We start from the raw sequence: 12,526 nt of genomic DNA, 5'->3' as shown, positions 1-12,526 counted from the left end.
GGCTACGCTGCACGCCATGTGTCCCTTACACTTCATGCAGGTTCATACCCCATTCCATAACGGCTCCTAGGCTTAGCAGCCATTACAGAGATGGGCCTCCACGGTAATCGGGTCAACGCCCGCATGCCTTTGCGGATCGCCCAAAAACCTTAACTCCCAGCATCAACCCAAGGCTGGGCGCCTCAAGCCAACACAAGAAACTTCATCGATGTGCCCTTTGGCGGATTTTTAGGCCCGCCTTCAGAAACGGTAGACCGACTAGAATACTGCACCATCCCTCTTTGTATTAATTATACCATGTTTGACGGGAATTTTCCATTCTTTCATTTAAGCGGCTCCCGCACCCAGAGGCTAGCAATTCTTTACGATGGGGCGAGCATTTAGCGCAGTCCCAATTCTTTACGATGGGGCATACACTTGCACAGTGCTTAGGCTCGGTTTATTCTTCGCTAACTTGGCTTTTAAAGCTTTGTCTTAGTGGTCCCGCTGGCTGAAATGGTCTATTAATTCCATAAGATACGAGCTTTGGGCATTGGCTTTTTTTAAAGCTTCCATTGCTTTTTGGACATACATCTCTTTATGCTTTATTGCTCCATCCAGTCCTAATAAATTTGGATAGGTACTTTTATTATTGTTTTCATCACTGCCTGTAGGTTTACCAAGTTTTTCCGGATCCCCTGTGACATCCAGAATGTCGTCCTGCACTTGGAAAATCAGCCCTAAATAATAAGCAAATTCTTCTAAGTAGATTAATTCCTCATCAGTAGCCTGTCCAAGAAAAGCTCCCGCATAGACAGAATATGTTAAAAGCTCCCCTGTTTTAAGTTCATGAATGGTTTCCAGCTGCTGTAGTTTTATTGGATTATTTTCCGCTCCCATATCCATAATCTGGCCTGCAACCATACCACTTGGCCCGGCAGCCATTGACAGTTTTTTGATTAACTCTACTTTTTCAAAATCATGTAAATTGTTATCTTCTGCAATAATTTCAAAGCTGTAGGTCAATAATGCATCTCCTGCCAAAATAGCAGTTGCTTCATCAAACACTTTATGATTCGTAGGTTTTCCTCTGCGGAAGTCATCATTATCCATAGCGGGTAAATCGTCATGGATAAGTGAATATGTATGGATTAATTCAATTGCAATTGCCGATGACATCACTTTTTTTATATTGCTGCCATAATGTTCATAGCTTGCGATTAAAAGAATGGGCCGCAATCTTTTTCCACCGGCTTCCACAGAATACAGCATAGCGTCTTTTAAATTCTCCGGAACATCAAGCTGCTTTAAATGACGGGTCAGCTCTTTTTGAATAATTTCTTGGCATCGATTAATATAATCATTTAGATTTACTTGCAAATTATTCTTCCTCCTGTACGTGAAAAGCATCCATTTCGCCTTGTTCATTCATAATTTGTGTCATTTTCTCCTGGGCACTTTCCAATTTATCTCCGCATATTTTGGAAAGTTTCATGCCTTCCTGATAATAATTTATTGCTTTTTCTAGTGGAACCTCGCCTTCTTCCAGCTTTGAAACGATATTTTCCAGTTTTTCCATCGCTTCTTCAAAAGAAATATCTTCGGTTTTCATGCTATTTATTCTCCTCCACATCTAATACGGTGCAATTTAATCTTCCATCAGATAAATTTACAGTTATTTGATCCTGTTTGTTTGCTTCGGATGCAGATTTAATTATTTTCCCTTCTGAGGTGTATGGGATGGCAAATCCGCGTTTCATTACTTCCAGGGGATTTAACAGTGTTAATTTATCCATATTGTTTATTAAATTCCGCTTATTTCTTTTCATTATCTGGGTTATATAAACATTTTGTCTGTTTGTCAGCTGATTCAGTTGTTTCTTTAGCCCGGTTGCCTGTTTTTCCGGATGCTGTCTTACAAACCGTTCCATGACATTTCCATATTCTTTTCTTTTACTTATCATTTGGTTTTTTAATAATTTCTGTATATCATCCACATACTTATCCAATTCCTGTTCTTTTTGCCTAAGCAATTGTTCAGGGTAACGGAAGGCATAGGATTGCTTCATTCTTTTCAGATGCTTATGATGTGAGGACAATATATTGTCCAATTCCCTGTATAGAACGCTTTTTATCTGCATAAGCCTTTCATTTAATTCCTGTTGGGACGGAACAGCAAGTTCAGCAGCTCCCGTTGGTGTGGGAGCCCTTAAATCTGCTATATAATCACTGATAGTAATATCTGTTTCGTGCCCTACAGCAGAAATAACAGGAACAGAAGAACGGAATATTGATTCAGCAACTATTTCTTCATTAAAACCCCAAAGCTCTTCAATCGAGCCTCCTCCACGTCCTACAATTAATAGATCGAACAATCCGGTATTATTCGCCCTTTCAATTCCATGTTTAATAGAAGCGGCTGCATTTGATCCTTGTACTATTACAGGAATGACAGTCATTTGGACTATTGGGTATCTGCGTTTGATCGTAGAGATGATATCTCTGACTGCTGCCCCGGTGGGAGAAGTTATAATCGCAATATGTTTTGGATAAAAAGGAATCGGTTTCTTGTATTCGGCATTGAAATAGCCTTTATTATGTAACTTTTCCTTAAGTTGTTCATATGCTAAGTATAGAGCCCCTATTCCATCGGGTTCCATTTGCTGAATATATAGCTGATATTGCCCGAACGCCTCAAAAACGCTTATTTCCCCGCGGATGAGGACACTCATCCCATTTTCCGGTTTGAATTTTAATGAACGGTTGTTACCTGCAAACATAACCGCCTGTATACGTGATTGGTCATCTTTGAGGGTTAAATACATATGTCCCCTGCTATGGTGCTTAAAATTTGATATTTCGCCTTTTAACCAAATGTTTCTTAAATGAGGATCCGAATCCATCTTCCTTTTTATATACTTTGTAAGCGCAGTGACGGTTAAATATTTATCTTTCAATGATGATCCAATCCTTTAGCTGCTTTTATCGTGTTTTTTAATAGCATAGCAATGGTCATGGGCCCTACACCTCTTGGCACCGGAGTGATGTAGGAAGCTTTTTCTTTTGTCCGGTCAAAATCAACATCGCCTGTTAATTTGCCGTCTTCCTTACGGTTGATGCCGACATCGATCACTGCTGCTCCTGCTTTAATGTGGGTCTCATTAATGACATTTGGTCTTCCCACAGCCACAATCAGAATATCAGCCTCTTTCGTATATTTCTTTAAATCATCTGTTTTCGAATGACAATAAGTAACTGTAGCATCTTCATTAAGCAAGAGCTGCCCGACAGGCTTTCCGACAATATTGCTTCTGCCGATAATGACGGCATGTTTTCCTCTGATTGGAATGTTCTTTGATTTTAGCATGGTAATTATACCGTATGGTGTACAAGGAAGAAATGTGTCATTTCCTGTCATCATTCTACCGATATTTATTGGATGGAAGCCGTCCACATCTTTATCCGGACTGATGGCATCAATTACTTTTTGTTCACGAATGTGGTCGGGAAGAGGTAATTGTACTAATATACCGTGGACAGAATCATTTTGGTTTAATGCATCAATTTTTTGCAGCAGTTCCTCTTCCTTAATGGAACTCGACATTTCAATCACTTCGGAATCGATCCCCGTTTCACTGCTGGCTTTCTTTTTTCCTTTTACATAGGACCTAGAGGCTGGATTATCCCCGACTAAGATGACGGTCAGCTTTGGAAAGATTCCATTTTCGTTCAGTTTGGATACTTCTTCTTTCATTTCAACTTTTAATTCGGCAGCCAAATCTTTACCGTTAATTGTTTCAGCTGGCATGGGCAATATCTCCTTTACATTTTATTTTTTTATTTTTGAGAGTACGCCATTAATAAATTTGCCTGATTGATCATCTCCAAAAGTATGGCCAAGCTCTATAGCTTCATTGATGGAAACATTTACTGGAATGTCGTCTAGATAAACTATTTCATAAACTGCTATGCGCAAAATAGTTTTTTCTACAGATGCAATTCTCTCGATAGACCAATTTTCAAGATACGCTGCTATTGTGTCATCCAGTTTCGATTTATTGTCAGTTACGCCATTTACGACCATCGTCAAGAATGGATCCGGTTTTTCGTCTTCCAAAAAGTCATGGATTGCCTGATCTGGTTTATTATCATTTATATCCAGTTGAAAAAGTATTTGAAATGCTTTTTTCCTTGCTGTATGCCTCTTCATTCATTTAAGTCTCCTTTAACAAAATCGAGCAGTCTTTCTACCTAAAGATGATAACATGATTATTTTGGAAGTGCCACTAATGAAGAAATGTACACAAAAATACATACTAAATGCATATCTTTTGAAATAAAAGACTGTCCCTGACATTAATCCTTTTAGAGGATAGCTGTTAATTACAAGGACAGCCTTTTTAAAATTTGACAGGGGGTTTAACCCTGTGTTTCTTCATCCATATTATCCATTTGGATTCCAACAACGTGGACATTGATTTCTTTAATCTCCAATGCAGTCATACTCATAATCGTTTGTCGTATACTGGACTGGAGCTCTTGGGCTACCTGTGGTATAGAAGCCCCGTAGTTTAAAATAACGTATAAGTCGATTAAAATCCCGTTTTCCGTTAATTCTACTTTTACTCCCTTGCTATGTGCTGTCCTGCCAAAACGTTCTGCAACACCCGAAGCAAAGTTTCCGCGCATGGCAAATAAACCATCTACTTCGGCTGCAGCGATGCCTGCAATGACTTCAATTACTTCCGGTGCAATTTCCACCTTTCCTAAACTGGTGTCACCATCTACATTTAACAAAGGTTGTTCATTCATATCTTCACTCCTTTATTAATCGTTAAAACCAGTTATGCTCACTTTTCCTCAATAGGATAATCTTCCAGGAAATTTGTATTAAAATCCCCTTTGACAAAAACCTCATGCTCCATAATCAAACGATGAAACGGTATAGTTGTATGCACGCCTTCGATTACAAATTCACCTAATGCGCGTCTCATTTTATTGATTGCCTCTTCACGTGTTTCACCATACGTTATTAACTTGGCAACCATGGAATCATAATAAGGAGGGATCCTGTAACCACTATAGGCTTGAGAGTCAATCCTAACCCCGAAGCCGCCCGGCGGGAGGTACATTTCAATTTCTCCGGCTGAAGGCATGAAATTTTTAAAAGGATTTTCTGCATTGATTCTGCACTCAATCGCTGCACCTTCCATTTCCAGCTCTTCCTGTTTAAAAGAAAGCGTTTCTCCACTGGCAATTTTAATTTGCTCCTTAATCAGATCAACGCCTGTTACCATTTCGGTTACCGGATGTTCTACCTGGATTCGGGTGTTCATTTCCATAAAATAAAAATCATTGGTTTTTCTGTCAAATATATATTCAATTGTACCTGCTCCACGGTACCCCACCGCTTTTGCGGCCTTAACGGATGCCTCCCCCATTTTCTCTCTAATTTCAGAAGTGATGGCAGGTGAAGGTGTTTCTTCGATCAGTTTTTGCAATCTCCGCTGAATCGTACAATCCCTTTCGCCCAAGTGCACGGCATTTCCGTAATTGTCGGCAAGAAGTTGTATCTCAACATGGCGGAAATCCTCAATAAATTTCTCGAGATAGACACCCGGGTTTCCAAATGCCGTTTCGGCTTCTTTCTGGGTTACACGAATACCCTTCATTAAATCTTCTTCTGTTCTGGCTACACGGATTCCTTTTCCTCCGCCGCCGGCTGTTGCTTTAATAATGACAGGATAGCCAATTCTTTCGGCAACTTCCTTTGCTTTCTCCTCACTTTCTATAATACCATCAGATCCGGGTACAATTGGTACATTTGCCTGTTTCATCGTTTCCCTGGCAACGTCTTTTATACCCATTTTCTGAATAGATTCAGCAGTCGGTCCAATAAAGGTAACATTGCATGCTTTGCATATTTCCGCAAAGTCGGCATTTTCGGCTAAAAATCCATAACCCGGGTGGATGGCATCTACTTCTGTTAATGTTGCTGCACTCATTATATTAGTGAAATTAAGATAGCTGTCTTTGCTAGCGGTGGGGCCAATACAATATGCTTCATCTGCTAATTGCACATGTAAAGCGTCCCGGTCTGCTTCAGAATAAACGGCAACTGTTTCAATGTCCATTTCTTTACAGGCACGAATAATGCGTACGGCAATTTCTCCTCTGTTGGCAACTAACAGTTTTTTTATCATGAACGGATGTCCCCCCCTAATTTCTAGTCACTCTAAACAGTGGCTGGCCGTATTCAACCAGCTCACCATCCTCCACCAAAATCTCTATAATTTCACCAGTGACTTCTGCTTCAATTTCGTTAAATAATTTCATCGCTTCTACGATACATACGACAGTGGTGTTATCCACCGCAGTGCCTTTTGCAACATATGGATCACTTTCAGGTGCTGGAGCAGCATAAAATGTTCCAACCATCGGAGAAACAATTTCATAAGTGTCATTGTTGCCTTCATCACTTTTGTTATTTGCCTGTTCTTCTTTCTTGTCTTCCTTTTTGGTTTCTTCTTTTGCCGGTGCAGATGCTTCTTTAATCGGCTTCTGCTGTGCTTCAGCCTCTTTCACAGGCTCTTCCTGAGACTGAAGAGACGGACTTCCATCCGATTTTTTCAAGGAAACTGTAGTCCCCTCTGATTCATACGTGAATTCATTGATTGATGATTGATCAATTAATTTTATGATTTCCCGAATTTCCTGTACTTTTAACATACTTGCACCCCTTCATTCTACTCATTATGTATGATAGCTTCATATAACATTTTACGCTAACCTTACATAAAACTTCAAGAATTATTCAAATTACAGTTATAATATTTATCTGCAAGTAAGGCGGATTGGTTCATTTAATACTGATTATTATATCAACTAATAATCAGTAATGCGAATAATTGTTCATGTATTTGGCTTGACTATCGATTATTTTGAATTGGAGCAAATGTAAAGAAGTACGGGATATAAAAGAACCCAGACCTTTAACAGATCCGGATTCTTATATTTTAATTATATTGATTCACTCCTGGTCTTCTCCATCTGCTGGCTGGAAAACAACATCGACTGTCATTTCTCCCAACTCATCCCTTACCATTTGCATGATGTTGACTACTTCCGCATTTGACAGTTCATCTACCTTGACATGAACGTGAACTTTTTCATTGTCAGTCCGCACCAGCACATCCTCATACGTGTTGGATGCAATGATTGTTTCTTCTAAAATACTTTCCTTTGAAGACAGGTTATCGAGTTCATCAATATCCTGTAAGGCCTCATTCTTTTCTTCAGACGTAGTGTTGCTTGAAGCAACGATATCATTTAATCTATCTTTTTTCATGCTTCTTTCATCTTGAAGCTCCATTCTTATTGTCGTAAATAATTCGTCCTGCCCTACGTTTGTTATTTCATCAACTTCCGCATCTCCTTCTGTTGCTTCCGTATCCACATTTGCATCTGTGTTTACAGCCTCTTCTATTTCTCCCTGCTCATTATTAATATAGGCCAGGTCATCATTTTCCGGTGAAGTCATATAATAAACACTTAGCACAATCATTAAACTTAACATAGTTAATAACCAAATGGTTTGTTTTTTCAACATATTATTTCCCCCTTAATTCTTTGGCATTACTGAAACCCTGTGGGTTGGAACATCGAGTACACGTGAGACAGCTTCTACAATCCAACTTCTCACTGATGCGTGATCTGCTCCATTTGCTACGACAAATACCCCTCTTACATCCGGTTTTTTCGTTTCAACTAGTAAAGGCACCTCTCTATCACCCTGTCTTACAAGTACTGTTTGTACTTCTTCCGTATGATCCTCAACCGTCCTTGTCCCTCCATTCCGATCAGACTCATCTGTTGTTTGTTGACTTGTAATCAGATTTTTTTCATATACTTTCACATTTGTTGAATCAAGATTGACCATCACCTCTGTTTCTGATACCCCCTGTACTTTATTAAGCATTTCTTCCAAATCTTTTTTATAAATGTCCTCCAGCTCTTCCATATCTGAAGTCACATTTGCTTCCTCTGAATTTGCTTGTGTACTTTGCTGCTGCATATCATTTTCCGTTTGCTGTTCCAGTTCCATTTCATTACTTGAATCTGAGGAAGATGAAGAAAATATATTTCCTATAATCATTAGAAATAATCCTGTTAAAGCAAGGATAAGAATATATCCTGCTTTTTTGGACGGGATTTTTCGTTTTGAATCTGTCTTATCCGATGAAAATAGTTTTTCAAAAAATTGCTTCAAGATGCCCCTCCCTCCTCAACAATGATTAATTCTTTATTATCCAGCTCCCATATTTCCCGCAGCAGCAGCTCTATTCCTTCAAAATCTTCAATTTCCTCCTTTATTAAAGGATCTTCCGTATCAATTACCACATCCTCAACTGCATTTACAGCACCCTCCCCGTCTTTTGCTTGTTCCACATATACAATGACCGTATCCAGCGATTCAAAACTGAATTCCTGTGAAACTGCTTCTTCTGAAAACCGGAAGTCTATGTTGCTTATTTCCAGTTCATATTCCTCGTATAATGGATCACTAGCAATTTCTATCAGTTGGACAGCCATTTGTTCTAAAATATATGCATCTTGTCTCTCTTCTATATCTGTTTTTTGCAAATCAACCAAATTTTCTACTGAACCATCATTTTCTGTTATCGAAGTTACTGTTGAAATTGCGGTTTCCAGCTCATGTTGTATATCTACCTGAAAAATATAAAAAACCGGATTTAACAAAATTAATAATAAAATTAACCCTACGACCAATTTAATATATTTCTTCATGGCACTGGTCGGTACGAGCAAGTCGACGATCGATGCGAGTAATACAAATATAATTATCTGCGTGATCCAGTCCATGATAAAGTCCATATTGATCCATCCTATCGTAAAAGCACGGTTATATTACTTGCTGCCACAATAATGACAATGGATAAGAAAAACATAAATGATACCGCCAATAAAGCAGCCAGGATATACAGGATATAAGTACTGATCGTGTTCAGCGTTGTTATTACGGGACCACCGCCAATCGGCTGTAATATAGCAGACGCGATTTTATAAATAATCGCAATGGCAAAAATTTTAATCGCCGGGAAAAGGGCAAAGAAAATAATAATAATTAATCCAACGATACCTACTGCGTTTTTTAACAGTAATGATGCACTTAAAATAGTATCTGCAGCATCGGTGAGCGTGCGCCCAATTACAGGGATAAAATTACCGGTAATAAATTTGGCTGTTCTCATGGCAATTCCGTCCTGAACTGCACTTACTGCACCCTGCACAGATGTCACACCAATGAATATAGTCAGAAATACACCGAGGACAGCTAGTCCAACAGATTTAAATAAATCTGCCAACTGGGTAATTTTATAATTCTCACTAAGACTGCTGACAATTAACATTAAAGCTGAAATAAACAGCAAGGGCAGAACAACGTTTGATACCAAAATACCGCTCATATTTACTAAAAAAATGATAATCGGATGAAAAAAAGACACAGAAAGAACATTACCAAAAGATGCCATCAGCCCAAGGATAAGCGGCAAAAGAGCTATCATAAAACTGCTCATTGTATTGATTGCTTCCTGGGCATAACTTGCTGCCAGATAAAAACTGTTTAAAGCAATAAAAATCAGCACAATATAAACAACATAGTAAGCAATCCTGCTCACTGCACTCCGTTCAAGTGCGTGATGCATCGTTTGCAGCACAACTGAAAATAATGTCAGCATGAGCAAGGTGCCAAGCAATTTTCCATTTAAAATAAGCTCATGAAAAATAAACTCCAGTAATCCTAACAGCAAATTTTGAAATGAAAAGCCGCCATTCGATTTTATTAGCTCATAAATGCTGAGTTTTTCTAATTCCGGAAGATATCCGCCATATTCACTGACAAGCTCATTCCAATAATGCTGCACATCATCCAAGTGAATCTCTTCCAATAATTCTTCTTCCAAGTTCGCTTCATCAACTAACTCCTCATCTGCTGAAGAGACGATATGTGTTTGTCCAAAAAAGGAGATTAACAGAATGAATAAAACGGTTACCCTTATATATTTAAATTTCATTCACCGTAATTGCCCCTTTCCCTAGTAATTCACATATCGCACCCTTTGAAAAGCACATTTTAAGTTGGTAAAAAACTAAGTATAGCTTCGATTACAGCAGTAATAATTGGGACTGCAAGTATTAAAATAAATATTTTACCCGCCAATTCTATTTTTGCGGCTACAGAGGCTAGCCCAGCATCCTTCACAATGCTTGAACCAAGATCTGCGATATAAGCAATGCCAATAATTTGTAAAATTGTCTTCATATACATACCTTCGACATTGGCTCTCTCTCCCAATGTTTCAATCAGGTTAAATATAGCTCCTATTTGCTGAATAATGGATAAAAATATGATAACTACCATGATAATGATGATATAAAATGCAAAAGAACTATTTAATTCTTTCGTAACGATATAAAGAATACTGGCTATAATTCCCAAAGTAACAATTTGTAAGATTTCCATGCGCATTACCCTTGGAACAGAAAAACAGATCTAATCTGCTGGAATAAATCGGAAAGACTGTTGATCACAACAACAAGTACAATAATAAACCCGATTAATGTTGCAAACTGAGCAATTTCTTCTTTTCCCATTTGTTTTAAAATCGTGTGAATTAAAGCCACGATAATTCCAATACCGGCAATCTGAAATAGTATAGAAGCATCATTAAACATAAAGGGTAAGCTCCTTTCCTGTTAGAAAACATGGCTTGTCCTAGAGGGAATCTTATGAAAGCATATATTGCTTTCTTAGAAACAGACGCGTTTACTTTGAAGTGCAAGCCTTGGTTCAACGAAAAAATCATTTTCCTTCTGTGACGAGTCGCTGTTGCACTAATTCTTGTGCACCTGTGCAGAATGTTTTTATCTCTTCTTACGTACTTATATAAACAATAGAACAATAAATAACCCGCATAATATTCCTAAACTTTTTGCCATTTTACTGTATTTGAACTGATTATCCCTGGCATTTTCCAGTTCCCTGTCTAAGTGGTGTACTGCAAGTTGGATATGTTTCTGCTGCTGGAGAACATCATGCTGGCCCAGTGTTCGTCCAAATTGCCGCAGTATTTCCGCTTCATTGTTATCTAAAGATGAGGTTTTCATCAGCTCGTTTACCTGGATATCCCATATACCATAAAGACTGTTTCGTTCCTTTAGCATTGTCGTGTAAAGTGATTTAAAAAAAGTGTTGATTGGATCCGGTATTTGGGTGCTTATGTTGAAAAATGCATCCTGCAAAGGTAGACGGCTGTACACAATTTCCGCTTCCAATATCTGCAATGCATTTTTTAATTGTCTAATATGCTTTGGCCTTGTTGTCAGGCGGTGACTCCATTCAAACCCTATCCAAGTTGTTGTTCCTATGAAAAGAAGTGCTCCAATCCACTGCATCAGGTTAGCACCCCGATTTCTCCTTTAATTTTTTTCCATTTTCATCATAAATTTGTTGAATACTGCCCGGTTTCTTGGTGTTATTTAACAAAATAAGCCTTTTGAAAATCTTTTGTTCAAATAAATGTTGTAAAGTTGGTCTTTTTTTAAGTTCCTCCAAAGATCTTCCGTGTATGGTACTGATAATAGTTACACCGGCGTTAATCGCTTCCAGCAAAGCTTCCACATCTTTTTTTCCACCGATTTCATCTACGACAAGAATATCGGGGGACATGGAACGTATCATCATCATCATGCCTTCTGCTTTCGGACAAGCATCGAGCACATCCGTTCTCACGCCTAAGTTATGCTGGGGAATCCCTTTTATAGATGCGGCTATTTCGGAACGCTCATCAATAACGCCAACTTTTTTTGCCGGAACCCCTTTCCAGCCTGATGATACAATTCTCGTTATATCCCGTATAAGAGTCGTTTTCCCCGTTTGCGGGGGTCCGATGAAAAGTGTATTTACATATCTGTCGTTATAGATAAAAGGGATGACCGGTGCCGCTGCTCCAATTTTTTCCTTTGCGATGCGGATATTTAAAAATGTTATATACTGGACCGCCTTCACATTGCCATTTACTGTAGTTACTTTTCCTGCTAAGCCGACACGATGACCTCCATCAATCGTAATATATCCTTCCCGGAGTTCATTTTCCAATCGGTACAGGGAATGTTCGCTTAATTGATTAATTAAAAAAATAAAATCGTTTTTATCCGGTTTTAATAAAGACATCCATTCATTTTTATCATTGAAAATGAGTTCTATAGGCTGGTTTAATCGCATCCGAATTTCCTGTAATTGGTCCCAGTTTTTTTTGAGTTTTTCCTGTATTACCTTTTTAATATGATCTGGAAATAACCATAGAATTGCTTCCATAACCTGTCCTCTCTTTTAATAGATACTTACTAGTAAATGTATGTTGTCCAATAAAATTTATGACCAACCGGTGAGATGTAATGAAAAAGAAAAAAGCATTTACCCCGTTATGTGGACAAATACTTTTTACAATCATTGATATGCAAA

16 protein-coding genes are annotated in these 12,526 nt (G+C 38.4%); all 16 read right to left on the bottom strand.

Annotation, left to right across the window (positions count from 1 at the left end):
• Nucleotides 1-474: 474 nt before the first annotated feature.
• On the bottom strand, nt 475-1,359 hold the full coding sequence (locus ACDX78_RS15615) for a polyprenyl synthetase family protein (RefSeq protein ID WP_486029088.1): 885 nt from the start codon (nt 1,357-1,359) through the stop codon (nt 475-477).
• Between the two features lies 1 nt (nt 1,360).
• Nucleotides 1,361-1,591, bottom strand: coding sequence for an exodeoxyribonuclease VII small subunit (gene xseB, locus ACDX78_RS15610; protein WP_486029087.1), 231 nt, complete (start codon nt 1,589-1,591; stop codon nt 1,361-1,363).
• 1 nt (nt 1,592) lies between these two features.
• Nucleotides 1,593-2,936: an exodeoxyribonuclease VII large subunit gene (gene xseA, locus ACDX78_RS15605; protein WP_486029086.1), complete on the bottom strand. Its 1,344-nt coding sequence runs from the start codon at nt 2,934-2,936 to the stop codon at nt 1,593-1,595.
• Nucleotides 2,933-3,787, bottom strand: coding sequence for a bifunctional methylenetetrahydrofolate dehydrogenase/methenyltetrahydrofolate cyclohydrolase FolD (gene folD, locus ACDX78_RS15600; RefSeq protein ID WP_486029085.1), 855 nt, complete (start codon nt 3,785-3,787; stop codon nt 2,933-2,935). Before folD ends, xseA begins: the two co-directional genes overlap by 4 nt.
• A gap of 21 nt (nt 3,788-3,808) precedes the next feature.
• Nucleotides 3,809-4,189, bottom strand: coding sequence for a transcription antitermination factor NusB (gene nusB / locus ACDX78_RS15595; RefSeq protein ID WP_486029084.1), 381 nt, complete (start codon nt 4,187-4,189; stop codon nt 3,809-3,811).
• Nucleotides 4,190-4,398: 209 nt separating this feature from the next.
• Nucleotides 4,399-4,791, bottom strand: coding sequence for an Asp23/Gls24 family envelope stress response protein (locus ACDX78_RS15590; protein ID WP_486029083.1), 393 nt, complete (start codon nt 4,789-4,791; stop codon nt 4,399-4,401).
• Between the two features lie 38 nt (nt 4,792-4,829).
• A complete protein-coding gene (gene accC, locus ACDX78_RS15585) occupies nt 4,830-6,182 on the bottom strand; it encodes an acetyl-CoA carboxylase biotin carboxylase subunit (RefSeq protein ID WP_486029082.1) in 1,353 nt (450 codons plus the stop codon).
• A gap of 16 nt (nt 6,183-6,198) precedes the next feature.
• The gene (gene accB / locus ACDX78_RS15580; protein ID WP_486029081.1) at nt 6,199-6,708 is read right to left on the bottom strand and encodes an acetyl-CoA carboxylase biotin carboxyl carrier protein; all 510 of its coding nucleotides are present in this window, start codon (nt 6,706-6,708) and stop codon (nt 6,199-6,201) included.
• Between the two features lie 301 nt (nt 6,709-7,009).
• The gene (locus ACDX78_RS15575) at nt 7,010-7,588 is read right to left on the bottom strand and encodes a SpoIIIAH-like family protein (protein WP_486029080.1); all 579 of its coding nucleotides are present in this window, start codon (nt 7,586-7,588) and stop codon (nt 7,010-7,012) included.
• Between the two features lie 12 nt (nt 7,589-7,600).
• Nucleotides 7,601-8,248 carry a stage III sporulation protein AG gene (spoIIIAG, locus tag ACDX78_RS15570; protein WP_486029079.1) on the bottom strand — a complete coding sequence of 216 codons (648 nt, stop codon included), beginning with the start codon at nt 8,246-8,248 and terminating at the stop codon, nt 7,601-7,603.
• Nucleotides 8,245-8,874: a stage III sporulation protein AF gene (spoIIIAF, locus tag ACDX78_RS15565; RefSeq protein ID WP_486029078.1), complete on the bottom strand. Its 630-nt coding sequence runs from the start codon at nt 8,872-8,874 to the stop codon at nt 8,245-8,247. Before spoIIIAF ends, spoIIIAG begins: the two co-directional genes overlap by 4 nt.
• Before the next feature lie 11 nt (nt 8,875-8,885).
• Nucleotides 8,886-10,076, bottom strand: coding sequence for a stage III sporulation protein AE (gene spoIIIAE / locus ACDX78_RS15560; RefSeq protein WP_486029077.1), 1,191 nt, complete (start codon nt 10,074-10,076; stop codon nt 8,886-8,888).
• 59 nt (nt 10,077-10,135) lie between these two features.
• Entirely contained in the window at nt 10,136-10,525 is a 390-nt protein-coding gene (spoIIIAD, locus tag ACDX78_RS15555) for a stage III sporulation protein AD (RefSeq protein ID WP_486029076.1), read from the bottom strand.
• 5 nt (nt 10,526-10,530) lie between these two features.
• On the bottom strand, nt 10,531-10,737 hold the full coding sequence (gene spoIIIAC / locus ACDX78_RS15550) for a stage III sporulation protein AC (RefSeq protein ID WP_164218061.1): 207 nt from the start codon (nt 10,735-10,737) through the stop codon (nt 10,531-10,533).
• 207 nt (nt 10,738-10,944) lie between these two features.
• Nucleotides 10,945-11,457 carry a stage III sporulation protein SpoIIIAB gene (gene spoIIIAB, locus ACDX78_RS15545; protein ID WP_486029075.1) on the bottom strand — a complete coding sequence of 171 codons (513 nt, stop codon included), beginning with the start codon at nt 11,455-11,457 and terminating at the stop codon, nt 10,945-10,947.
• Between the two features lie 4 nt (nt 11,458-11,461).
• A complete protein-coding gene (gene spoIIIAA / locus ACDX78_RS15540) occupies nt 11,462-12,379 on the bottom strand; it encodes a stage III sporulation protein AA (RefSeq protein WP_486029074.1) in 918 nt (305 codons plus the stop codon).
• Nucleotides 12,380-12,526 lie beyond the last annotated feature (147 nt).

It is taken from the genome of Virgibacillus oceani (assembly GCF_041521345.1).
Taxonomy (GTDB): domain Bacteria; phylum Bacillota; class Bacilli; order Bacillales; family Amphibacillaceae; genus Virgibacillus_N; species Virgibacillus_N oceani_A.
The sequence above is the reverse complement of the archived record's forward strand: the minus strand, read 5'-3'. Positions and strand labels throughout refer to the sequence as shown.